The organism is Nocardiopsis endophytica, from assembly GCF_027706725.1.
GTDB classification, from domain to species: Bacteria; Actinomycetota; Actinomycetes; order Streptosporangiales; family Streptosporangiaceae; genus Nocardiopsis_A; species Nocardiopsis_A endophytica.
On record NZ_JAQFWQ010000007.1, the window covers coordinates 62,141 to 83,223 of the forward strand.

General features: G+C 74.5%; 22 protein-coding genes. 13 read left to right on the forward strand and 9 right to left on the reverse strand.

Features of this window, described 5'->3' with window-relative positions; genetic code table 11:
- Positions 1 to 185 precede the first annotated feature (185 nt).
- On the reverse strand, positions 186 to 1,475 hold the full coding sequence (chrA, locus tag O4J56_RS04155) for a chromate efflux transporter (RefSeq protein WP_270683728.1): 1,290 nt from the start codon (positions 1,473 to 1,475) through the stop codon (positions 186 to 188).
- 373 nt (positions 1,476 to 1,848) lie between these two features.
- Between chrA and O4J56_RS04160 the strand changes: the two genes are divergently transcribed.
- The 3 genes from O4J56_RS04160 (at position 1,849) to O4J56_RS04170 (ending at position 3,356) form a co-directional block, all read left to right on the forward strand.
- On the forward strand, positions 1,849 to 2,217 hold the full coding sequence (locus O4J56_RS04160) for a protein kinase family protein (RefSeq protein ID WP_270683729.1): 369 nt from the start codon (positions 1,849 to 1,851) through the stop codon (positions 2,215 to 2,217).
- A 75-nt stretch (positions 2,218 to 2,292) separates the two neighbouring features.
- Complete coding sequence (locus O4J56_RS04165) at positions 2,293 to 2,856, forward strand: GNAT family N-acetyltransferase (RefSeq protein ID WP_270683730.1); 564 nt, start codon at positions 2,293 to 2,295, stop codon at positions 2,854 to 2,856.
- A 50-nt stretch (positions 2,857 to 2,906) separates the two neighbouring features.
- Complete coding sequence (locus O4J56_RS04170) at positions 2,907 to 3,356, forward strand: VOC family protein (protein WP_270683731.1); 450 nt, start codon at positions 2,907 to 2,909, stop codon at positions 3,354 to 3,356.
- 190 nt (positions 3,357 to 3,546) lie between these two features.
- On the opposite strand, the gene O4J56_RS04175 is transcribed toward O4J56_RS04170, so the two are convergent.
- The 3 genes from O4J56_RS04175 to O4J56_RS04185 form a co-directional block, all read right to left on the reverse strand.
- A complete protein-coding gene (locus O4J56_RS04175; RefSeq protein ID WP_270683732.1) occupies positions 3,547 to 4,971 on the reverse strand; it encodes a dicarboxylate/amino acid:cation symporter in 1,425 nt (474 codons plus the stop codon).
- A gap of 267 nt (positions 4,972 to 5,238) precedes the next feature.
- On the reverse strand, positions 5,239 to 6,240 hold the full coding sequence (locus O4J56_RS04180) for an aldo/keto reductase (RefSeq protein ID WP_270683733.1): 1,002 nt from the start codon (positions 6,238 to 6,240) through the stop codon (positions 5,239 to 5,241).
- Between the two features lie 80 nt (positions 6,241 to 6,320).
- A complete protein-coding gene (locus O4J56_RS04185) occupies positions 6,321 to 6,818 on the reverse strand; it encodes a DUF4440 domain-containing protein (protein ID WP_270683734.1) in 498 nt (165 codons plus the stop codon).
- A gap of 127 nt (positions 6,819 to 6,945) precedes the next feature.
- Here O4J56_RS04185 and O4J56_RS04190 point away from each other — a divergent pair, with 127 nt between their 5' ends.
- Positions 6,946 to 7,941 carry an AraC family transcriptional regulator gene (locus O4J56_RS04190; protein ID WP_270683735.1) on the forward strand — a complete coding sequence of 332 codons (996 nt, stop codon included), beginning with the start codon at positions 6,946 to 6,948 and terminating at the stop codon, positions 7,939 to 7,941.
- A gap of 105 nt (positions 7,942 to 8,046) precedes the next feature.
- Here the strand turns inward: O4J56_RS04190 and O4J56_RS04195 are convergent, their stop codons facing one another.
- Positions 8,047 to 8,607, reverse strand: a complete 561-nt coding sequence (locus O4J56_RS04195) for a TetR/AcrR family transcriptional regulator (protein WP_270683736.1) — start codon at positions 8,605 to 8,607, stop codon at positions 8,047 to 8,049.
- 93 nt (positions 8,608 to 8,700) lie between these two features.
- On the opposite strand from O4J56_RS04195, the gene O4J56_RS04200 reads away from it, so the two are divergent.
- Entirely contained in the window at positions 8,701 to 9,117 is a 417-nt protein-coding gene (locus tag O4J56_RS04200; RefSeq protein WP_270683737.1) for a hypothetical protein, read from the forward strand.
- Positions 9,118 to 9,778: 661 nt separating this feature from the next.
- Here the strand turns inward: O4J56_RS04200 and O4J56_RS04205 are convergent.
- The gene (locus O4J56_RS04205; RefSeq protein WP_270683738.1) at positions 9,779 to 10,834 is read right to left on the reverse strand and encodes a DMT family transporter; all 1,056 of its coding nucleotides are present in this window, start codon (positions 10,832 to 10,834) and stop codon (positions 9,779 to 9,781) included.
- A gap of 82 nt (positions 10,835 to 10,916) precedes the next feature.
- On the opposite strand from O4J56_RS04205, the gene O4J56_RS04210 reads away from it, so the two are divergent.
- Complete coding sequence (locus tag O4J56_RS04210) at positions 10,917 to 11,882, forward strand: LysR family transcriptional regulator (RefSeq protein ID WP_270683739.1); 966 nt, start codon at positions 10,917 to 10,919, stop codon at positions 11,880 to 11,882.
- Here O4J56_RS04210 and O4J56_RS04215 read toward each other — a convergent pair.
- The gene (locus tag O4J56_RS04215; protein WP_270683740.1) at positions 11,858 to 13,030 is read right to left on the reverse strand and encodes an FAD-dependent monooxygenase; all 1,173 of its coding nucleotides are present in this window, start codon (positions 13,028 to 13,030) and stop codon (positions 11,858 to 11,860) included. The genes O4J56_RS04210 and O4J56_RS04215 overlap by 25 nt on opposite strands.
- Before the next feature lie 103 nt (positions 13,031 to 13,133).
- On the opposite strand from O4J56_RS04215, the gene O4J56_RS04220 reads away from it, so the two are divergent.
- Entirely contained in the window at positions 13,134 to 13,880 is a 747-nt protein-coding gene (locus O4J56_RS04220) for a TetR/AcrR family transcriptional regulator C-terminal domain-containing protein (protein WP_270683741.1), read from the forward strand.
- Positions 13,881 to 13,982: 102 nt separating this feature from the next.
- Here the strand turns inward: O4J56_RS04220 and O4J56_RS04225 are convergent, their stop codons facing one another.
- Positions 13,983 to 14,525 carry a CGNR zinc finger domain-containing protein gene (locus O4J56_RS04225; protein ID WP_270683742.1) on the reverse strand — a complete coding sequence of 181 codons (543 nt, stop codon included), beginning with the start codon at positions 14,523 to 14,525 and terminating at the stop codon, positions 13,983 to 13,985.
- Between the two features lie 83 nt (positions 14,526 to 14,608).
- On the opposite strand from O4J56_RS04225, the gene O4J56_RS04230 reads away from it, so the two are divergent.
- Positions 14,609 to 15,439 (forward strand): alpha/beta fold hydrolase, encoded by an 831-nt coding sequence (locus O4J56_RS04230; protein ID WP_270683743.1) that lies wholly within the window; start codon positions 14,609 to 14,611, stop codon positions 15,437 to 15,439.
- A gap of 49 nt (positions 15,440 to 15,488) precedes the next feature.
- On the opposite strand, the gene O4J56_RS04235 is transcribed toward O4J56_RS04230, so the two are convergent.
- The gene (locus O4J56_RS04235) at positions 15,489 to 16,151 is read right to left on the reverse strand and encodes a maleylpyruvate isomerase N-terminal domain-containing protein (protein ID WP_408639081.1); all 663 of its coding nucleotides are present in this window, start codon (positions 16,149 to 16,151) and stop codon (positions 15,489 to 15,491) included.
- Positions 16,152 to 16,235: 84 nt separating this feature from the next.
- Here O4J56_RS04235 and O4J56_RS04240 point away from each other — a divergent pair, with 84 nt between their 5' ends.
- The 5 genes from O4J56_RS04240 to O4J56_RS04260 all read left to right on the forward strand — a co-directional run bounded on the left by O4J56_RS04240 (position 16,236) and on the right by O4J56_RS04260 (position 20,875).
- Positions 16,236 to 16,625: a VOC family protein gene (locus O4J56_RS04240; protein WP_270683745.1), complete on the forward strand. Its 390-nt coding sequence runs from the start codon at positions 16,236 to 16,238 to the stop codon at positions 16,623 to 16,625.
- A gap of 12 nt (positions 16,626 to 16,637) precedes the next feature.
- Positions 16,638 to 17,453, forward strand: coding sequence for an isocitrate lyase/PEP mutase family protein (locus O4J56_RS04245; RefSeq protein ID WP_270683746.1), 816 nt, complete (start codon positions 16,638 to 16,640; stop codon positions 17,451 to 17,453).
- Between the two features lie 1,361 nt (positions 17,454 to 18,814).
- On the forward strand, positions 18,815 to 19,153 hold the full coding sequence (locus O4J56_RS04250; protein WP_270683747.1) for an ArsR/SmtB family transcription factor: 339 nt from the start codon (positions 18,815 to 18,817) through the stop codon (positions 19,151 to 19,153).
- Complete coding sequence (locus tag O4J56_RS04255; protein WP_270683748.1) at positions 19,153 to 19,872, forward strand: cation transporter; 720 nt, start codon at positions 19,153 to 19,155, stop codon at positions 19,870 to 19,872. The genes O4J56_RS04250 and O4J56_RS04255 overlap by 1 nt, the downstream gene beginning before the upstream one ends.
- A 73-nt stretch (positions 19,873 to 19,945) precedes the next feature.
- On the forward strand, positions 19,946 to 20,875 hold the full coding sequence (locus tag O4J56_RS04260; RefSeq protein WP_270683749.1) for a ribonuclease Z: 930 nt from the start codon (positions 19,946 to 19,948) through the stop codon (positions 20,873 to 20,875).
- The last annotated feature ends 208 nt before the right edge of the window (positions 20,876 to 21,083 follow it).

Genomic DNA, 21,083 nt, shown 5'->3' on the forward strand with positions numbered 1-21,083 from the left:
CGGGGGCCGAACGGCGCTCGCTGCGCGGGAACGCTCGAGCAGCCGACCAGGATGAACGTCGCGCCCCGTCCTGCGAACGGAGCCCGGGCCCCCGCCGCGCCGACCTGGCGAGGCCCGCGCAGTGGGGGCGACAGCCGCTCGCCGATCGAAAGTCCTCCAAGAAAAAGGCCTCGGAGAAGCACGCCCTAGAGCAGGAGGAGGCCCGCCGCCCCGGCCGCCACCACCACAGCCCAGGCAGGGGCGCGCCACACCGCGAGGGCGACGAACGCCGCCGCCGCGACCGCCATCGTCGCCGCGGAGGTCACCCCTTCGGTGAACACCGGGTCGTACAGCGCCGCGGCGAGGATGCCCACCACCGCGGCGCCCGCCCCGGCCACGGCGGCGCGGGCGCGGGGGTCGGCGCGCAGCCGGTCCCAGAACGGCAGCGCCCCGGCCACCAGCAGCGTCGAGGGGGCGAACACCGCGAACAGCGCCACCGCCGCACCCAGCAGGGGGCTCCCGGCGACGGGGATCAGCGCGCCCAGGTAGGCGGCGAATGTGAACAGCGGCCCGGGGACGGCCTGCGCGGCGCCGTAGCCCGCAAGGAAGGACTCCCGGTCGACCGCGCCGGAGCCGACGACCTCGGACTCCAGCAACGGCAGGACCACGTGCCCGCCGCCGAACACCAGGGCCCCGGCGCGGTAGAAGCCGTCGGCGAGCATGAGCGCGGTGGAGGGGAACAGCGCCGCCAGGGCGGGCAGCGCGGCCAGGAGGACGGCGAAGGCGGCCAGGAACCCTACGGCGGTGCGGCGCCGCACCGGGGTAGCGCCCGGCGCGGGCCCACCGCTCCCGGCGTCCGTCCCGGCCTCCTCTTCCTCCGGGTCTGCTCGGCCCGTCCCGTCCAAGCCGGAGGGCTCGCGCAGCAGGAGCAGCCCGGCGGCGGCCCCGGCGGCGATGGCCGCCACCTGGCTCAGGGACGAGGGCAGCAGCAGGACGAGGAGCATGGCGCCCAGGGCGACCGAGGCGCGGCGCACCCCGGTGGCGAGTTTGGCGGCCATGCCCGACAGCGCGTGGGCGACGACCGCGACGGCGGCCGCCTTGAGGCCGAGGAGCCACCCCGCCCCCGGGTCGGGCGCGAGCGCCTGGGCGCCCAGGGCGAAGGCGGCCATGAGCGCCGCCGAGGGCAGGGTGAAGGCGACCCAGGCGGCGGCCATCCCGGCGTACCCGGCGCGGCGCAGCCCCAGGGCCATGCCGACCTGGCTGGAGGCGGGGCCGGGGAGGAACTGGCACAGGGCCACCAGGTCGGTGTACTCGCGCTCGCCCAGCCAGCGGCGCCGCACCACGAAGGCGTCGTGGAAGTAGCCCAGGTGCGCCACCGGCCCGCCGAAAGAGGTCAGTCCCAGCCCGAGGAAGGCCCCGAAGACCTCCCGGACGGTGCCGCGGGTGCTCACAGGTCCTGTCTCACGGGGCTCCGGAGGGGGCGGCGGCGTGGTCATGGTCCTCCTCCGCGAGGCGAGGGGCGGGATATCGGACTCCGATATCGGGTCCCGATATGGAGCGACTCTACCGCACGGCCGTGCGGGGCGCCCCCGACGCGGCGGGCACAGGCCTCCGCCTGCACCGAGCGTTCGCCGGTGGCGCTTTCGTCCCGCCCCCACCGCATCGGGGGGCGCGCTATCGCCGAACGCCCCTTCGGGCTATCGTTCAACTCCCTTGCACGGAGGCGGGACGCCCCCGCACCCGGCCGGTTCGAAGGTGGCAGACCTGGGCCCCGGCGCCCGTGGACCGGACGGGAACGGCGCGTGAACGGCGGGAGGCCGGGTGGAGGAGCCAGCGGGCGACGACCCGCGCAGCGCGAGCAGGTAACGGTTGGAGGCCCACCTCGGGGCCGGCGGCATGGGGCGGGTGTTCCTGGCGCGCTCCCCGGGCGGCCACCCCGTCGCGGTCAAGATGATCCGGCCGGAACTGCCCCAGGACGCCGGGTTCCGGCGCCGTTTCGCACGCGAGGTCGGGGCGGCCCGCAAGGTGACGGGCTTCTTCACCGCCGAGGTGGTCGACGCCGACGCCGATGCGCACCGGCCGTGGATGGCCACCGCCTACATCACAGGGCCCTCGCTGGCCGAGGCGGTCGATGCGCACAGGCCGCTCCATGAGGGACTGACGGCCACCCGGCCGCCCGCCACCGCGGTTCCGGTGCGGCGCCCACCGCCGTCACGGCCGTCTCCCGGGCGGGCATAGCATTGTGGCCTGTCAGGTCGCCCCGGTCGCTCCCGATTTGCGGCGGGGCCGCCGCCGAGGACGTCTGGGGGGAACATGCGCGAAGGCATCCGATTCAGTGAGCCCGTCGCCGGGGCGCGACTCCGCCAGGCCGCCGACGATGATGTCAAGGCCGTGGTGGACCTGGTCAACTCCGCCTACCGGGGCGAAGAGGCCAAGAAGGGCTGGACCACCGAGGCCGACCTCCTCGACGGCCAGCGGGTGGACGCCGAGAACGTGGGCGAGCTGATCGCCTCCCCCGACACGCTCGTGATCCTGGCCGAGGACGCCGCCTCCGATGACCTCCTGGCCTGCTGCGAGCTGCGCGGCGACCACGGGGGCGACGCCTACTTCGGCATGTTCTCGGTCAGTCCCCTCGCCCAGGGGCGCGGGCTCGGCCGCGCGGTCCTCACCGAGGCCGAGCGCCAGGCCGTCCGGGAGTGGAGTGCCCGGCGGATGACCATGCTGGTGATCCGCCAGCGCGAGGCGCTCATCGCCTGGTACGAGCGCTGCGGCTACGCCCTGACCGGCAAGAGCGCCCCCTTCCCCTACGGTGACGAGCGCTTCGGCATCCCGCTCCGCGACGACCTGGAGTTCGTCGAGCTCGCCAAGGAGCTGTGACCCCCTCGCCCCTGGCCCCGCGGCCCGGGGCCCCATAGGGTCGGGCCACCATGGCCGACCTCTTCGGAATCAACCATCTGACCCTGTCCACGACCGACGTCGACCGTCTCGTGGCCTTCTACACGGATCTCCTCGGAGCGGGGCGGGCATTCGAACGCGCTGCGACCCCGTCCGACCCCCGCGTCGCGGTCCTCGATGTCGGCGGGGACGACCACCTGATGATCGTCGAGGCCGCCGCACCCGCCACCGCGCTCGATCCCCTGGGCAGGGCGGGCTGGGGGCTGCGCGTGGGGACGCATGCGCGGCTGCGCGAACTCCGCGATCGGCTCTCGGAGGCCGGATGGCCGGTCGGGCGGATCGAGACCCTTCCCACGCAGTGGACGATGACGGTCCGCGACCCCGACGGGCGCCCTGTGGACGTCCGCGCCCACCGGCCTCGTCCCTCGTCGCCGCCGACCGGCGCGGACCGGCGCGGACCGGCGCGGACTGACACGGACTGATCGGGGCTGACGGCGGCTCAGTGACGGGGAGCCCGGCCCGGCCCCGGCGCCGGAACCCTGTCCGCGCCGAAGGTGTGGTCGCCGAGCGCCCTTGGGCCGCGCAAGAGGCGCGCGACGCCGCCGGTGGGCTCCACCCACGACCGCGGCCCCGGCGCGATGCCGGGGCCGCGGTCGTGTCACACGGCGGGGGTCAGGCGGTCCCGCCCTTGTCGGCGCCTTCGGCCGATCCGCCCGCCTCGGAGGCGGACGCCCCTTTCGGCTCGGGCGTCCCGCCCTGCCCGTCGCCGGGCCGGGCGCCGGCCTCGCCCTCCTCGGCCGCGTCCTGCGGCTCCGGCGGTGCGTCGGGGTCCTTGAGCATGCCCTTCTCGGTGCCGGCGATGATGCGGGTACCGGTCAGGTCGCCGGTGACGTTGCACATGGTGCGGGCCATGTCGAGGATCGCGTCGATCCCGGCGACCAGGGCCACGGGCGCCATGGGCAGCCCGGTGGAGGTCACCGTCATGGACAGCATGATCAGACCGGCACCGGGCACCCCGGCGGTGCCCACCGAGGCGAGCACGCCCACCGCCACCACGGTCAGGATCTGGCCGATGGTCAGGTCGACCCCGGCGATGTTGGCGACGAACACGGTCGCCGCGCCCACGTAGATGGCGGTGCCGTCCATGTTGATGGTCGCGCCCAGGGGCAGGCTGAAGCCGTAGACGCCCTCGTGCACGCCCATCCTCTCGGCGGCCCGGCTGGAGACCGGGAGGGTGCCGCTGGAGGAGCGGGTGACGAACGCGGTGACCATGGGGTCCTTGGCGGCGGCGAAGAACCGGCCCACGTTGGCGCGGAAGGCCAGCAGCAGCAGGACGTAGATGCCGATCTGCAGGGCGATGGCGAGGTAGACGACGCCGGTGAGCTTGGCCAGCGGCAGGATCGCCGCCACACCGGTGTCGGCCATGACGCCCGCGATGAGCGCGAAGACGCCGACCGGGGCGTACTGCAGGACGCCGCGGATGACCAGGAAGACCAGCTCGACCGCGCCGTCCACGCCGCGCCGCAGGAACAGCCCCAGGCCGCGCACGCGCTCGTCGTCGCTGCCGGTCATGAAGGTCAGCGCGAGCCCGAAGACGATGGCCACCAGCATGATGGCCAGGACGTTGCCGTCGACCAGCGCCTGGAAGGGGTTCTCGGGGACGATGTTGAGCAGCGTCTCCGACAGCGGGGGCCGCTCGGCGGCCTCCTCCCCGTCGCCGGGCATGCTCAGCCCCGCGCCCGGGGACACCGCCAGCGCCAGGAGCAGGCCGACGGTGATCGCGAACGCCGAGGTGACCAGGTAGAACAGGAACACCTTGAAGCCGATGCGCCCCAGGCGCTGGGGGGTGACCGAGGAGACGCCGGCGATGAGGGTGCTGATGATCAGCGGGAACACCAGCATCTGCAGCAGCCGCAGGAAGATCTGCCCCAGGACCTCCAGGACCTGGCGGACGGGGCCGGCCCACGCGGCGCCGCCGAGCGCGTTGAGGGCCAGTCCGGCGGCCAGGCCGGCGACCAGGGCGATGGCGAGTTTCCAGATCAGGGGAAACTCCAGGTAGCTGCGCCAGAGGGAGCGGCGCTCGCTCTGTGGGGACATCGGTGTCCTTCCACGAGTCGGGGGCACGGAATGGGGGGTTTATACCGGTTCTGCGGCCGCGTACACATCACAACCCCGTCACTGAGCAGCACGATCGTGAACACGGAGCGCACTTCCCCGACAAAAGGGACGGCCGGATCCGGCGGCCGCCCGGTCGCCGAGGCCCTCGGGGCTCGGCTCGGTCGGCCCGTCCGGTGAAGCGGCCGCAGCCCGGTGCACCGCGTCGCGGCACACCGGGCACGGCCAGGGAGCCGGCGGCCCCTGCCCTCAGACGTCCGGGGAAGGGTCGGCCGCGTCGAGGACCTCGCGGTCCTGCGGCGCCAGCTCCAGGTCGGCCGACTCCAGCGCCTCCTCCAGCTGGCCGGTCGTACTGGCGCCGAACACCGGCACGACCGGAACGTCGTGCGCCATCAGCCAGGCCAGCACCACCTGGTTGCGGGTGGCACCGGTGCGCGCTGTCACCTCGTCCAGGGCCGCCAGGCGCCGGTGCGTCCCCGCGTGGTCGTAGACCTCGGGCAGGGGCCGGTCCTGACGGGTGTAGGAGCCGTTGAGCAGCGGGGAGTAGGCCATCAGCACCGGCTGCCCGGACACCGGGGAGCCGCGCCGGACGAACTCCAGGATGCCGTCATCGGCCGCCACCTGCCGCCCGTTGGCCATGGGGTCCCAGTGGCGCGGGCGCGTATAGCTGTAGCGGTACTGCAGCACCTGCGCCCCCAGGCGGCCGGCGGCCGTGTCGGCGGCCCGCGCGCGCTCCAGCTGCGGCAGCGTGTGGTTGCTCAGTCCCCAGATGCCGATGCGGTCCTGGTCGGCCAGGGAGGCGTAGGCCTCGGCGGTCTTCTCGATGGGGGTGTGGTGGTCCTCGATGTGCCCGAGGAGCACGTCCAGGCGCTCGGTCCCCAGGCGGCGGGCGCTGGCCTCGGCGGCGGTGTCCAGGGCGGCGGGGGACAGCCCGTCCGAGCCGTCCTCATAGCTGGTGCCCGGCGTGCTGGGCAGGGCGCCGGACTTGGTGCACACGACGACCTCGTCGCCGATCCCGCGCGCGGCGCGCCAGCGTCCGAGGAGGGACTCGCTCTCGCCTCCCCGGCCGCCGGGCGCCCAGAACGCGTAGTTGTTGGATGTGTCCACGAAGGTGCCCCCGGCTTCGACGAAGCGGTCCAGCAGCCGGAACGACGTCGCCTCGTCGACGGTGGTGCCGAAGGGCAGGGCGCCCAAGCACAGGGAGCTCACGCGGCGGGCGGCCTGCCCGCTTCCGATGGTGGTGTAGCGCATGGCCGAAGGCTGGCCCCTGGAGTACACTCCAAGGCAACCCCGGACCCGCCCGGATCCGCTCGGATTCGCCGATTGCGGCCTCAGCGGGACACCATCGCGCGTTCGGCTCCGCAGCCACCCGCCGCCCGGGTTCTCAGGCCTCCTGCCCCTGGGGGCGGGGCGTCCCCGTCTTCGGGGGCGACGATCCAGGTCTCGTGCAGGTGGTGCCAGCGCAGCCCGTGGCGGGCCGACGCATCGCGAACGAAGACCACCGTGCAGCGGCGCACGGAGCGCTCCTTGGGGGACTCCTGGTGCTCCTCGTAGGCGGCCACGACGACACCGCCGTCCCCTCCGCCTCCCTCGGCCACCACGAACGGCTCGCGGATGGTCAGGACCAGCCCCGGCGCGCTCCCGTGTGCCGAGGGGAAGCCCTTCTCCAGGTCGGAGGCGTCCACGACGTCCCCGCCGGGCGCGTGGAGCCGGAACCCGGGAGTGAGCATGCCGAGGAAGTCCGCGAGCGTCCCGGGATCGGCCTCCCCACGGAGCCAGGCCTCGATGTGGCGGTGGAGCTCGGTGATCTCCTCGACGGCGGCGTGCATGGCGGACTCCTCGTCCTCGCGGAAAGGGCGTCCCGGCGGCGGCCGGGGCGCGCGTGGGACTTCCAGCCTGCCCGGGCCGCCCTGTACCGTCGATGAACGAGAGTCCGATCCCGTTGAAGGATCGTCCATGAGAGCCAAAGACGCCACCGTCGGGACCGACCATTCGCCCGCTTCGGAGGACCTGCTCAGCGCCGTGCTGGCGCCCGTCCGCCTGCGCGGGGTCTACTCCAGCCACTGGTCGGTGCGCGCGCCGTGGAGCGTGCAGGGGCGGCGCGAGCCGTGCGCGGTGGTGCACTACATGTGCGAGGGGTCGTGCGTGGTGAGCATGCCCGGCGGCGCCCCGCCGCTGTCGCTCGGGCCGGGCGATCTGGCGGTGTTCCCGCACGGAAGCGAGCACGTCGTGGCCGACCGGCCGCAGAGCGCCGCGGTGCCGCTGGACGCGCTGCTCCCCGGGCGGAGGCCCGGGACGGTCGGGCGGGTCAGCATCGACGGCCCCGGGGAGGCGGCGCGTCTGCTGTGCGGGGGGCTGCACTACGACGAGGCGGCGGCGCCCCCGCTGTACCAGGCCCTTCCCGACGTGGTGGTGCTGGACGCGGTGGCGGTGGCGGGCGAGCCCCTGCTGGAGGCGACCCTGGAATGGCTGGCGTCGGGCACCGATAGAGGCGCTCCGGGGGCCGAGCTCGTGGAGCTGCGCGCCTTCGAGACCGTGTTCGTGCTGGCGCTGCGGGTGGCCGCATTGAAGGCGGGGGTGTCCTCGCCCCTGCTGCGGGCCCTGCGCCACCCGGGGATCGCCCGCGCGCTGCTGGCGGTGCACACGCGCTTCGCCGAGCCGTGGAACCTGGAGACACTGGCCGCCGAGGCGGGCATGTCGCGGTCGGCGTTCGCCTCGGCCTTCAGAGGGCTGGTGGGCGAGACCCCGGGGGCGCACCTGCTCGGGCGGCGCATGCAGGAGGCGGCGCGACTGTTGGGGGAGAGCGACATCCCCTTGAGCAAGGTGCCCGAGCGCGTGGGCTACGGGTCGACGGTCGGGTTCCACCTGGCGTTCCGCAAGCGCTTCGGGCTGACGCCGGGGGAGTTCCGGCGGCGGCGCGACGGCCGCCGCGAGCGCGCGCTGGACGAGTGAGACCGAACGCCCGCGGCCGGTGCGGACGTTCGGAGTCACCCGTCCAGTGGTCGCGCGTCGGCGTGGGCTCTGGGGCAGGGTTCCCAGGTGGCCCTGGTCGGAGAACTACGAACCGGGCTCCCGCGCCGGCAGCCCGCGCAGGAGGACGCCGAGGAAGAGGTCGAAGCGGGGCGCGTCCGGGCCGAGGTCGTGGCCCATCTGCCGGGCGCCCAGCCACTGCACGACGCCTTGGCCGAAGATGTACCAACTCTGCTCGGCGAGGTCGTCGGAGGCGCCGGCGAGCTTGAACGCCGAGACGACGCGGTTGCGTAGCCGTCCGAACGCCTGTGCGTTGTGCCGGTGCGGCAGCGCCACGTGCGCCGCGTACCCGGGCACGGCGAGGAACTGGTCGTGCATCCGCCAGGCGAGGTCCGTCAGCCACGGCCGCCAGGTGTCGGCCGTCGGCTCGGCCGTCGGGAGGATGCGCTCGACGACGACCTCGCCGACCAGGTCGAGGAGTTCGTCGCGGTTGCCGACCCAGCGGTAGAGCGCCGAGTGGGAGACGCCGAGCCGCTCCGCGATGTCGCGCATGGTCACGGTCCGTAGGTCGCAGTTGAGCGCGGTCTCGACGATCCGCTCACGGCTCAGCCGCGCGGGGCGGCCGGGCTTGGGGGTTCTCGCCTTCACGGACGCCAGTCTACGAAGCCGGCCGGACCATTTAGTGACCACTGGTCTTGAATAAGTTAGGCTCGCCTTGCTTGCCATCGAGGAGGAGTGAGGATGAGCCGAATCACCGACACGGCGCTCAGGCAGTGGCCGCTGGTCGTCCTTGACGTGTCGGAACTCGATCCCGCGGCCGGGGCCCACCGTCTCGGTGACGTGCTCACGGCCGCGCTGGAGCGCCGCGAGCCCTTCGCCGCCGTGGTCCGGATGCCGGAGGGCAGGCCGCGCAGGTTGGCCGGAGTCGGCGAGCGGGTGCGGCTGCTCAAGACCCTGCGCCCGGGACTGCGAGCGCAGTGCGCCGGGCTCGCATTCGTCGTCTCGGCCGAAACGCAGCAGGCCAACGCCAAGGCGATCGGGGCCGGCGCGAAGCTGTGGGGCTGCCCGACCACGGCCACGGACGACCAAGCCGCCGCCCTCGCGTGGGCCCGTCAGCAGCTGGCCGCGGCGACGACGGGCACCGAGGAGGGGCGCTGATGTGGGTTCTGGCCGGATTGACGGCCGCTGTGGTGTTCGTCGGACGCAGGCTCCGGCGGGCCCGCGCGAGGCGGTCCGACGGCGGCGGGGCGGCTCGGTGACCAGTTCGGTCACCGCCGTGTCATCGTCACCGGCCTCGCCTTCGCCTCGCTCGGCGGTCTGGTCGTCGGTGCCGTGGGCCAGGAGCAGACCGGAGCGGCCATCGGCATCAACACCATCCTGCGCACCGTCGGCGGCGCTCTCGGCTCCGTGCTCGCCGCCGTGATCGTGGCATCATCAGCGACCACGCCCGGCCGCCCGCGGAATCGGGCTACACGACCGCGTTCGTCGCCGCAGGCGCGATCGCGCGCTGCGCGGCCGCCGTCACCACGCGCCGTGGCGCCGGAACCGCACAGCCTGGATCCGAAGCCGTCGACGCGGAACTCGGCGAAGGTCATTGACCAGTGTGGTCGCGAGCAACGATCGGCCGATTGGAGCATCCGGCCGCTGCGGCCTGGCCGCAGGTGGCAGTTGCCCCAGGCCCGGGTGTCCCTGCGGGGGACGGACGCGAAAACCTCGGCGCCGAGCGCGTCGAGGTCCTCACGAAGTTCCTCCACAGCGGCCAGGTCCACCTGTCCACGACGGAGGAAGCGAGCCCGGAGATCAGGAACTCGACGAAGTACTACTCGTGGCCGCGCGCCGGCGTGGGCTCTGGGGGCGCCGCGGCCCTGTGGCCGGTCCGCTCGGCGGCCGCCGCCGGGGTGGCTGCGCGCGCTCGGCGGCGCCTCGTCGCCACCGCGACTCCGACCAGGCAGACGACGCCGCCTGCCAGGGCGAGCGGCACCGGGGCCTCGGAGAGCGCCAGCCAGGAGATGGCGATCACCAGCGGCGGCGACAGGTAGGTGGACGCCGCCAGGCGGCCCGCGGTCACGTATGTCAGGGCGTACCCCCAGGTGAGGAACGCGACGGCGGTGGGGAACACGCCCAGGTAGACCATCGTGAGGGTCGCGGAGGGCGGTGCGGCGGCCGCCTGTCGGAACAGCTCCGGGGCGAACGGCAGCGCAGCCACCACGCCCGCGAGGCAGCCGATCCACGTCAGCGTCAGCGCGTCCACGTGGTCGAGCAGCCGCTTCTGGCCGGTCGCGCTCGCCGCGTAGAGCAGCGCGGCGATCAGGCCCAGCGCCACGCCCGCCCCGTCGCCCATCCCCGAGGAGGTGCCCGAGGCGATGAGCGCGACACCGCCGAAGGCGAGCGCGACCCCGATCAGCAGGCGCCTGGGGAACCCTTCGCCGAGCAGCAGCCCGGCGAAGAGCGCGACCAGGGCGGGGGCGGTGTTGACCAGCAGGGCCGTCGTCCCGGCGTCGAGGTGCTGCTCCGCCTGGTTGAGCACCAGGTTGTAGGCGCCGAACCACGCCGCGCCCCACGCGATCGCCCCGGCCAGCACGCGGCCCCGCGGCAGCCGGGGCGGGCGGCGGGTCCACGCGGCGTGGGCGCCGACGATCGCGGTGAGGGCGGCGGCGCCCGCCAGCAGCCGGCCCAGTGCCAGCGCGCCCGGGGAGAAGTCGTGCCCGGCGGCGCGGATGCCGACGAACGCCGACGCCCACAGCGTGACGGTGACCCCCGCGGCGAGGACGGGCAGTGCTGCGTGGCGGGGCGCGGGGCGGAGTTCCGCGGATGACGGGGCCATGGGGGGCGGTGTGGCGGGCTCGGCCCCACCGGTCTGGCGTGATTCGGACATGGTGCCATCGTGGCGCCGGTCATCGGTGAAGCACCAGCGAATAATCCTTACGGACCATTCAGTTCCGCTGTATGGTCGGGGCATGCTCGACATCCACCGCCTGCGGGTCTTCCGCTCCGTCGTGGCGAGCGGGTCGGTCCAGGGCGCCGCCGCCAACCTCGCCTACACGCCGTCCGCGGTCAGCCAGCAGATCACCGCGCTCCAGCGCGAAACCGGGCTGGCGCTGTTCGAGCGGGCCGGCCGCGGCCTGCGCCCCACTCCGGCCGGGGTCGCGCTGGCCGCCGAGGCCGACGCACTCCTCGCCCGGCTCGGGGAGGCGGAGTCCCGCGTCGCGGACCTGCGCGCGGGCCGCACCGGAAGGCTCTCCATCGCCTACTTCGCCTCCGCCGGCGCCGCCTGGCTGCCGTCGGCGGTGCGCGGCATCTCCGAGGCCTTCCCGGGCGTGCGCCTGGACCTGCGGCTCAGCGAGACGCTGCCCCCGGCCGCGGAGGACCGCGCCGACCTGCAGATCGCCGTGGAGACCGACCGGTTCGACCCGGGTCCGGGGTTCAGCGCCCACCGCCTGTGCGAGGACCCCTATCTGGCGGTCCTGCCGCGCGACCACCCGCGCGCGGGCGACGCCTCCATCGACCTGCCGGACCTCGCCGCCGAGCCGTGGATCGACAGCGACGTTCCCGACGGGCCGTGCCGCGCCCGGCTCGTCGAGGCGTGCCACGCGGCGGGGTTCAGCCCGCCGTTCCGCCTGCAGGCCCACGACCCCTCGACGGCGATGGCCTTCGTCTCGGCCGGCATGGGGGTCACGGTGATCCCGGGGCTGTGCTCGGTGCTGATGCCCGCGGGCCTGACGGCGATCCCGGTCGTGCGCCCCGCCCCGGTCCGCACCGTCACCGCGGTCCTGCGCTCGGCGAGCGACGGGCCGCCGCTCCGCGCCGCCCTCGACGCCTTCCTCGCTCTGGCGACCGACCGCCCGCTCCCTCACCTGGCCGGGGCGGCGATGCAGGCGCTTGAGCCCGGCGACGCGGTTCAGGGTGAGGTCAGGGCCGGGTAGCCGGGCAGGGCGATGTCGGAGGCGGCGTCGTCGATGAAGCGCAGCATCGCGCGCTTGGCGGCCTCGGAGGAGAACAGCGCGGCGCGCAGCCGGATCCCGGCCGAGCTCCTGGGGGCGAGGAAGCGTCCGGCGTTGCCCTTGCGGGCCACCTTGCTGTAGCGGTCCATGATCCGGTCGTAGCGCGCGAACGCCGTCCGGTGGTCGCCCCCGGCGGCGGCCAGCTCCCCGGCCAGGACGTAGGCCCCGACCAGGGCCAGGCCCGACCCGAAGCCGCCCAAGGTGTTGCCCTGGGCCGCGTCCCCCAGCAGCGCGACGCGGCCGCGGGTGAAGCCCTTCATGTCCACGCGGGCGATGGCGTCCAAGTGGATGGAGGAGGCCTGGGGCAGGCCTTTCAGGAGTTCGGGCAGGCGCCACCCGGCTCCGCTGTAGGCGCGGGCGATCACCTTGGCGTCGTGGTGCCGGTCCCTGCGCTCGGGCAGGGGCTCGGAGGCGAAGACGAGGAACAGGGGCGCCTTCGGGCCGCCGATGGAGGCCATCCGGCCCGGCTCGTTGTACATCAGCGCCACGGGGCGGCCCTCGTGCAGGGTCTCGGGGACCTGTCCGGCGGGCAGGTCGACCAGGGCGTAGTGGTAGCCCAGGTGGCGCACGTGGTGTTCGCGGGGGCCGAAGGCCAGGCGGCGGACGGTCGAGCCGATGCCGTCGGCGCCGATGGCCAGGTCGAAGGTGCGGGCGGGGGAGCGCTGGAAGGTGGCGGCGACCTCGTCGCCGGTGTCGTCGAGCGCGGTGAGGGTGTCGCCGAAGACGTAGGTGCAGGCGTCGCGGGTGGCCTCGTAGAGGACCCGGCTCAGGTCGCCCCTGAGGACCTCCAGCTCTCCGCCGATGAAGGAGTGGGGGATGGTGGCGCGGTGGGCGCCGGAGGCGTCGACGAGCACCAGGTCGGTGGGCGGGGTGCGCAGGGCGCGCAGGCGCTCCAGCAGGCCCATGCGCGCGAGCAGGTCGATCTGCACCGACCCTTTGAAGTCGACGGCCTGGCCGCCGGTGCGCAGGTCGGCGGCGCGTTCGACGACGGTGACCTCGTGGCCGGCGCGGGTCAGCCAGAAGGCGGCGGCGGGACCGGCGATGCCCGCGCCGTGGACGAGGATGCGCATGGTGGCCTCTCTTGCACGCTAATCGTGTCCGTTGGATACGGTTTCTGATGGACACAATTAGTATCTGGTAGACACGGTTTCGGCAAGCGCGGAGGAGGGGCCGATGGCGGACGGTGCGGGCGGCGCATCCGGGACGGGCGCGCCCGGGCCGGGGCCGGTGCGGGCGGCGGAGCTGCTGTGGGGCGCCAGGCGCGCGCCCGCGCGGGGGCCGCGCCCCGGGCTGACCTTGGAGCGCATCGCCCGGGCGGCGGTCGCCCTGGCCGACGCCGAGGGCCTGGAAGGGCTGTCGATGCAGCGTGTGGCGGCCGACCTCGGGTACACGAAGATGTCGCTGTACCGCTACGTGTCCGGCCGGGAGGACCTGACCGCGCTGATGGTCGACGCGGCGTTCGGCCCGCCCCCCGCCTCCTTGGAGGGCGAGGGGTGGCGGGACCGGCTGCGCGCGTGGGCCCTGGCCGTCGCGCCGCTCTTCACGGCGCACCCGTGGCTGGCCCAGGCGGCCGTGGGGGCCAGGGTGATGGGCCCCAATGAGCTGGGGTGGCTGGAGGCCGCGCTGTCGGCCCTGGCGCACACGGGGCTGAGCGGGCCCGAGCGGCTCGATGCGGTGGTGCTGCTGGCAGGGCACGTGCGCACGGAGGCCCTGCAGAGCGCCGCGGGCGGTGAGGATCCCGAGGGGGCCATCGCCCGGGCGATGGGGCCGGTCCTGGAAGAGCACGGCGACAGGTTCCCCGAGGCCAGGTCCGCCATGGCCGACACGCAGGCGCCCGGACGGAATATGGCACTGGAGTTCGGGGTGGAGTGCGTCCTTGACGGCCTCGCCGCCCGGATGGAGCGACGCGGGGACCGGTAGCACCGGCCCTGCGCGCTCGCCCTGCGCATCACGTGCGGTCCCGGGCCCTGCGGGTTCAGAGCCGGGGGGTCAGCGCCCGGAGCTCAGGGTCGCGGTGCGGGCTCAGCCCTGGGATGTGCGGCGGTCGCGGTAGGAGCGCATCTTGTGGCGCGCCCCGCAGATGTCCATGCTGCACCAGCTGCTGTTGTTGGCCGGCGAGCGGTCGTAGTAGACCCATCGGCACTCCGGCGACCGGCACACCTTCATGCGCGCGCTGCGCCCGGCGAAGTCGCCCAGCGCCAGGGCGGACACGACCTCGGCGGCCACGGCGCGCACGGGGCCGCCCGCGGACGCGGGGAGGTGCGCGCGCCCCTGCTCGTCCCACTGCGGGGGCGTCAGCAGCAGGCCCGACAGCTCGCTGAGCCGGGCGTGGGCGTCCGCGCCGCCTTCCAGGTGCCCGCGCACGGTCTCCCTGACCCGGACGAGGAAGGCCAGTGCGTCGCTGTCGAGGGCGCACCCGGCCTGGACGTGCCCGTGGTCGTGCAGCCAGGCGCGGGCGGTCTCCAGGGAGGCCAGGGAGTCCTCTCCGTAGAGGAAGCGCGCCGAGTTGCAGAACTCCTCGATGACCAGCAGGTCGTCCGGGGCGGGCGGGCGGTTGTAGGCCATGGCGAAGAGGTTACCCCCTTTACGGGAGTAGCGGTAACGGCTAGTGTTACCGTCAATCCCGCAAAGACAGTAACGGAGGAGCCATGGGAATCGACTGGAAGCTGGATCGGACCTTCGACTCGGCCAATGGGCAGGTGCGCTGGGCCCGCATGGGCGAGGGGACCCCGGTGGTCCTCGTGCACGGCTGGCCGTTCTCCTCCTACATCTGGCGGGACGTCGCACACGCACTGAGCGCCCGGCACACCGTCTACGTGTGGGACCTGCCGGGCTACGGGGCCTCGGACCGCTACGAGGGCCAGGACGTGTCGCTGGCCGGGCACCAGGAGGTGTTCGCCTCGCTGCTGGACCACTGGGGCCTGGACCGCCCGGCCGTGGTCGCCCACGACATCGGCGGCGCGGTGGCCCTGCGCACGGCGCTGCTCTCGGGCAAGGTGTTCGGAAGGCTCGCCCTGGTCGACGCGGTGGCGGCCGGGCCGTGGGGAAGCCCGTTCTTCCGGCTGGTCAACCGGGAGACCGACACCTTCCGGCAGCTGCCCGAACACCTGCACGAGGCCCTGGTGCGCGCCTACATCGCCGACGCGGCCGACCAGGAGCTTCGGGGCGACACCCTGGAGGTGCTCGCCCGCCCCTGGCTGGGGGAGCAGGGGCTACCGGCCTTCTACCGCCAGATGGCACAGGCCGATCCGCGCCACACCGCCGAGTACGAGGACCGGCTCGGGGAGCTCGACATCCCGGCCGCCGTGGTGTGGGGCGCCCGCGACCGGTGGCTCCCCCTCGACCGCGGGCGGGAGCTGGCGGGACGCCTGCCCCGGGGCCGGCTCCACGTCCTGGAGGAGAGCGGCCACCTGGTGCAGGAGGACGCGCCGGCCCGGCTCACCGCGGTGCTGGCGGACTTCCTGGCCGAAGGGCGGTGAGCGAGGCGCGGGGGCCGTGGCTCCCTCCCCCTTCGGAGCCGCCCCCGGATCACCCCAGGGCGAGGAAGCGGACGCCGGAGTCCTTCAGATCCTCGGCCGTCGGCCCGCCCTCCAGGTTGCGCCCGGTGGCGGCGCGCACCGCCGACAGGGCGTCCATGCCCTCGGGCCGCCCGGCCTCGCCGAACAGCAGGAGTTCGACCGCACCGGCGCCTTCGGCCGAGGTCCAGGGCTCGCGCCCGAGGGCGTCGGCGAGGTCGATTCCGTGCACGACGAGTTCGAGGACGCGGGTGAGGAGGAAGTCCTCCAGGGCCATGGCGTCGCCGTGGCGGGTGCGCACGACCCGCCCCTGCGGTTCGGCCCTGAGTCGGGGCTCCAGGTCGGCCCACAGCTCCCGCAGCCGTCGGCCGGGCTCGGCGGCGTCGCCGTGGCGGGCGGCGGCACGCACGGCGCTGTCGATCCGGTCGGCGTCCACCTCGGGGGAGAAGCGCGCGTCGGGCGCGTAGTAGCCCGCGGCGGACACCTCGGCGCGCGGTGGCTGCTCCTCGCCCAAGGCGGTCTGCACCCGGCTCAGGGCGCCGACGGTGTGCGCGGCCAGGGCGGCCACGTCCCAGGGGGCGCACCGGGTCGGAGCCGCCGCCTCGCGCTCGGTCAGCGCGGCCAGGACCTCGCCCAGCCGCCCGCATTCGGCGCCGAGTGCGCCGAGCAGCCGCATACGTTCCATGGCCGTGAGGCTATGCCACCGCACCAGAGGCGGACGGGACGGCCCACCGTCTCCAGTGCGTCCTAGGCTCGCCTCATGGGAATCCGATTCAGCGCCCTGTCCATCGACGCCGTCGACCCCCGTGCCGTGGCCGGATTCTGGAGCAGCGCGCTCGGCTGGCCGGTGGCCGTGGACACCGAGGAGGGCATCGGGCTCGTCCCGGAGGAGGGCGCACCCCTCAGCGACTTCGGCATCGTCGTGCTGCCCGTGCCGCCGGGGGAGCGCAAGCAGGTCAAGAACCGGCTCCATCTGGACCTGCGCCCTTCGGCGGGCAGTACGGCGGAGGAGGAGCTGCAGCGGCTGGTGGGCCTGGGGGCGACCCTGGTGCAGGTGGGGCAGCCCGACGACGCGCCCTGGACGGTGCTGGCCGACCCGGAGGGCAACGAGTTCTGCCTCCTGCACCGCGGCGACCCGGCGGACACGTAATAGGGTCGGCCCGTGCTGAACGATGTGACACCCGATGACCCGACGCGATCCGAGAAGGCCGAGCGCTTGAGGGAGCTGCACCGGCCCGGCGACCCGCTGGTGCTGGTGAACGCCTGGGACGCGGCCAGCGCGCGCGTGGTCGCCGCGACCCCGGGCGCCAAGGCGGTGGCCACGGCCAGCCACTCGGTCGCGGCGGCCTACGGCGTGCGCGACGGCGAGAACCTGCCCTTCGCGGAGCTGGAAGGTGTGGTGCGGCGCGTCTGCGGGGCGGTGTCCTTGCCGGTCACCGTCGACATGGAGCGCGGGTACGGCGCCGACGCGGACGGGGTGGCCGAGAGCCTGGGGCGGCTGGTCGCCGCCGGTGCGGTCGGGTGCAACATCGAGGACGGCCTGGGGGACGACGGCGGCGCGGAGGCGCTGCGACCGGTGGACGAGCAGGCCGAGCGCCTGCGCGCGGCGCGCGCGGCCGCCGAGGCGGCGGGAGTGCCGGTCGTGGTCAACGCCCGCACCGACGCCCTCGCCCACGGCCTGCCGGTGGAGGAGGCGGTCCGGCGGGGCCGCGCCTACCTGGACGCGGGCGCCGACTGCGTCTTCGTGCTCGGGGCGGCCTCGGTCCCCGTGGTGGAGCGCCTGGTGGCCGAGCTGGGCCCGGTCAGCGTCCTGGCCGGGGCGGACGGCCCGTCCTTGGACGAGCTCGCGGAGGCCGGGGTGGCGAGGATCAGCATGGGCCCGGGCCCGATGGGCGCGGCGTACGCGGCCCTGCGCCGCCTGGCCGACGACGCCGCCAACCGCCGCCCCCTCCCTGCGGACCTGTCCTACCGCCCGTGAAAGGGGCTCCACCCGGGCACGAAGGAGCATGAGCCCGAGCGCGCGCTCCGTCCGGCGTGGGCATGGACAGGGCGATCAGCGGCGATGGGGGAGCGGGGTGGTTTCCCGGGCCTGTCTGCTGGGCGGCAGTCCGCTTGCGGTCCGGCTGAGCAGGTATCCCGGTTGCGGGCCCCGTCCGGGCGGCGGGCCGGCGGGTGCGGGTGGAGAGCGGCGACGCCGGAGGCGGGCGGCCCTTCCAGCACCGTTGTCGGGCGCGGCGCGTGTGCACGGTCGGCGTTGATGGCGGCGACGGCGACAGCGGGGCGCTTCCCCGGCCCTGCTTGCCAGGCGGCAAGTCCCTCACGGTGCGGGGAGGCGGGACAGCGGGTACCCCGCTCACGCCCCCTGGCCGGGCGGCGGGCCGTCGGAGTGCCGGGGGAAGGGCGGCGACGACGGAGGCAGGCGGCCCTTCCCGCAGCGTTGTCGGGCGCCGGGCGTGCGGGCGGTCACCGTGAAGGGCAGCGACGGAGTGAGCGGGGCGCTTCCCGGGCGCTGCTTGCCGTCCGGCTGGTTCCTCGCGGTCCGGGCGGCGGCGAGCGGGTGGGCGGGTGGTCACCCGCGCTCGTGGCGGCCGCCGGCCCGGTGCGCCCTTCCTGGCGATGATCTCGACGAAGGTGCTGTCATTCCGGCGGTTTTGACAGCACCTTCGTCGAGATCATCGCCGAGGGGAGCGGCGGCATCTTGAGTGGTGAAACCGACACCTGATCTGCCGAAAAGCGTCGATTCCACGACGCTGGATGCCCGACCCCCTCTCCTGGTGTCCGATATGCCCGGTACGTGCCGCCTGGGCGCCGACCCGGCGGCCGCCACGAACGCGGGCGAGCGCCCGCCCTCCTCGTCGCGCCGCCTACCCGCACCGCGAGGGGTCCGCCGCCCGGCAGACCGCGCCTGGGAACCACCCCGCTGTCGCCGTCGCCGCCCTCCGCGGCGACCACCCACGCGCCGGACGGCCGACAGCGCCGCCGTAAGGGCCGCCGACCTCTCTTCGTCGCCGCCATTCCGCTCACACTCCGCCGACCCGCCACCCGGCTGGGGCCCCTGAGCGGGGGCCAGGTCTGCCGCCAGGACCGCGAGCGGCCGGACGGACGGCACGCAGCGCCGGGAACCGCCCGACTTCCGCCGTCGCTGCTCATCACGGTGGCCATGCGCACGCCGGACGGCCGAGGCGCGTGAGCGGGGCGCCTACCGAACCTGACGGCCGCCGCAGGCGCCTGCTCCGTCGTCGGTGGGCCTCTTCTTCCTGCGGCTTCGGGGTAGCTAGCGTCCATGAGTGCATGAATCCATGGTTTCGTGAATCCAGGAATCCCTGTATCGTTGGCTGCATGCTGAGCATCGCCACCGACATCGACGCCCTCGCCCGTTTCGGGCGGGCGTTGGCGGATCCGATCCGCTGTCGCATCCTCCTCGCCCTGCGGGACGCGCCCGCTCATCCGGCCGACCTGGCCGAGGTGCTCGGCGTCAGCCGTACCCGCCTGTCCAACCACCTCGCCTGCCTGCGCGACTGCGGCCTTGTCGTCGCCGTGCCCGCCGGGCGGCGGGTGCGCTACGAACTCGCCGACCCCCGGCTCGCCCACGCCCTGGACGACCTGCGCTCGGCCGTCATCGCCGTGGAGAACGACAAGAGCTGCCTCGACGCGGAACAGGGGGAGGACTGCTGCTGATGCCCGCCCGCACCGTCGCCCCCGACCGCAGGCGCGAGACGCTGACCCGGCGCATCCGCCTGATCGTGGCCGGGACCATCGCCTACAACCTGGTCGAGGCCGCCGTCGCCATCACCGCCGGCTCCCTCGCCTCCTCCGCGGCGCTCATCGGGTTCGGCCTGGACTCGCTCGTGGAGGTCTCCTCCGCGCTCGCCGTGGCCTGGCAGTTCTCCGCCGGCGACCCCGCGGTACGCCAGTCGCGCGAGCGCCGCGCCCTGCGCGTGATCGCCGTCTCCTTCTTCGCCCTGGCCGCCTACGTCACCTTCGAGGCGTTCCGCTCCTTCACCGGCGCCGAGGCCGAGCCCTCCACCGTCGGCATCGTCCTGGCCGCGCTGTCCGTGGCCGTCATGCCCCTGCTGTCGCTGGCCGAGCGCCGCACCGGCCGCGAGCTGGGCTCGGCGTCGGCGGTGGCCGACTCCAAGCAGACCATGCTCTGCGCCTACCTGTCGGCCGCGCTGCTGGTGGGCCTGCTGGCCAACGCCGTGCTCGGCTGGACCTGGGCCGACCCGGTCGTCGCGCTGGTCATCGCCGCGGTGGCCGTGCGCGAAGGCGTCGAGGCCTGGCGCGGCGACGCCTGCTGCGCCGCCGGGGGCATGGCGCTCGCCGTCGCCCCCGGCGAAGCCGCCCCCGGAACCGGCGCCGACGGCTGCGGCTGCGGGGACGGCTGCTCCTGCTGCTGACCCGCACGGCGCCCGGGGCGGGCCGCCGGAAACCCGGTGGCCCGCCCCGGGCCGTGCTGGAATGATCATCCCCATGTCCGTACGTGAACTGGTCGTCCTCGGCAGCTCCAGCGCCGTTCCCACCAAGCGCCGCAACCACAACGGCTACTTCCTGCGCTGGGACGACCACGGCATCCTCTTCGACCCCGGAGAGGGCACCCAGCGGCAGATGCGCTACGCCGGGCTGGCCGCCAGCGACCTCACCCGCCTGTGCATCACCCACTTCCACGGTGACCACTCCCTCGGTGTCCCCGGAGTGGTGCAGCGCATCGCCCGCGACCGCGTCGAGCACACCGTGCGGGCCGCCTACCCCGCCGCGGGCCAGACCTACTGGGAGCGGCTGCGCCACGCCACCGCCTTCGGCGACACCGACGTCATCACCCCCCAGCCCGTGGACGGGCTCGGTGCCTGCCCCCTCGACGGCGACGGCCTGAGGATCACCGCGCTCCCTCTGGACCACCGCATGCCCGCCTTCGGCTACCGCATCCAGGAGCCCGACGGCCTGCGGATGCTGCCCGAACGGCTGGCGGCCCTGGGCATCTCCGGCCCCGACGTCGGCCGCCTGCAGCGCGAGGGGCAGGTGGCCGGCGCCGACGGCCGCCGGGTGACGCTGGAGGAGTGCTCGGTCCCCCGCCCCGGCCAGTCCATGGCGTTCGTGATGGACACCGGCGTGTGCGACAACGCCGTCCGGCTGGCCGAGGACGCCGACATGCTCGTCATCGAGTCCACCTACCTGGACTCCGAGGCGAAGCTCGCCTCGGACTACCGGCACCTGACCGCCGGGCAGGCGGGCCGTATCGCCGCCGAGGCTTGTGCGCGCCTGCTGGTGCTCACGCACATCTCCGAGCGCTACGAGGTCGACGACGAGCCCAGGTTCGTCGAAGAGGCGGCCGCCCATTTCGACGGCACCATCGTCCTGGCCCAGGACCTGGACCGGATCAAGGTCCCCAAGCGCCGGGCCTAGCCGCCGGACCGTCCCGGCGCGCGCCACCGGCGGCGTGTCGGCGATGCTGTGGGAATGGCGTACGTGTCCAGAGTGCCGCGACCGCCGCTGGACGGGCTGATCGACGACCTCTACTAGCTGGAGGGGGAGCCCCCGTACGCCCGGCTGACGCTGCCGCCGGTGCCGTCCGCGCTGCTCACCGTCAACCTCGGGGCGCCGTTCCGCATCC

Coding starts and splice junctions, on each gene's coding strand:
- O4J56_RS04250 (WP_270683747.1), top strand. CDS start 18,815: ATGCTGAGCATCGCCACCGACATCGACGCCCTCGCCCGTTTCGGGCGG.
- O4J56_RS04165 (WP_270683730.1), top strand. CDS start 2,293: ATGCGCGAAGGCATCCGATTCAGTGAGCCCGTCGCCGGGGCGCGACTC.
- O4J56_RS04260 (WP_270683749.1), top strand. CDS start 19,946: ATGTCCGTACGTGAACTGGTCGTCCTCGGCAGCTCCAGCGCCGTTCCC.
- chrA (WP_270683728.1), bottom strand. CDS start 1,475: ATGACCACGCCGCCGCCCCCTCCGGAGCCCCGTGAGACAGGACCTGTG.
- O4J56_RS04240 (WP_270683745.1), top strand. CDS start 16,236: ATGGGAATCCGATTCAGCGCCCTGTCCATCGACGCCGTCGACCCCCGT.
- O4J56_RS04215 (WP_270683740.1), bottom strand. CDS start 13,030: ATGCGCATCCTCGTCCACGGCGCGGGCATCGCCGGTCCCGCCGCCGCC.
- O4J56_RS04230 (WP_270683743.1), top strand. CDS start 14,609: ATGGGAATCGACTGGAAGCTGGATCGGACCTTCGACTCGGCCAATGGG.
- O4J56_RS04200 (WP_270683737.1), top strand. CDS start 8,701: ATGAGCCGAATCACCGACACGGCGCTCAGGCAGTGGCCGCTGGTCGTC.
- O4J56_RS04185 (WP_270683734.1), bottom strand. CDS start 6,818: ATGCACGCCGCCGTCGAGGAGATCACCGAGCTCCACCGCCACATCGAG.
- O4J56_RS04255 (WP_270683748.1), top strand. CDS start 19,153: ATGCCCGCCCGCACCGTCGCCCCCGACCGCAGGCGCGAGACGCTGACC.
- O4J56_RS04210 (WP_270683739.1), top strand. CDS start 10,917: ATGCTCGACATCCACCGCCTGCGGGTCTTCCGCTCCGTCGTGGCGAGC.
- O4J56_RS04220 (WP_270683741.1), top strand. CDS start 13,134: ATGGCGGACGGTGCGGGCGGCGCATCCGGGACGGGCGCGCCCGGGCCG.
- O4J56_RS04190 (WP_270683735.1), top strand. CDS start 6,946: ATGAGAGCCAAAGACGCCACCGTCGGGACCGACCATTCGCCCGCTTCG.
- O4J56_RS04205 (WP_270683738.1), bottom strand. CDS start 10,834: ATGTCCGAATCACGCCAGACCGGTGGGGCCGAGCCCGCCACACCGCCC.
- O4J56_RS04180 (WP_270683733.1), bottom strand. CDS start 6,240: ATGCGCTACACCACCATCGGAAGCGGGCAGGCCGCCCGCCGCGTGAGC.
- O4J56_RS04235 (WP_408639081.1), bottom strand. CDS start 16,151: ATGCGGCTGCTCGGCGCACTCGGCGCCGAATGCGGGCGGCTGGGCGAG.
- O4J56_RS04170 (WP_270683731.1), top strand. CDS start 2,907: ATGGCCGACCTCTTCGGAATCAACCATCTGACCCTGTCCACGACCGAC.
- O4J56_RS04225 (WP_270683742.1), bottom strand. CDS start 14,525: ATGGCCTACAACCGCCCGCCCGCCCCGGACGACCTGCTGGTCATCGAG.
- O4J56_RS04175 (WP_270683732.1), bottom strand. CDS start 4,971: ATGTCCCCACAGAGCGAGCGCCGCTCCCTCTGGCGCAGCTACCTGGAG.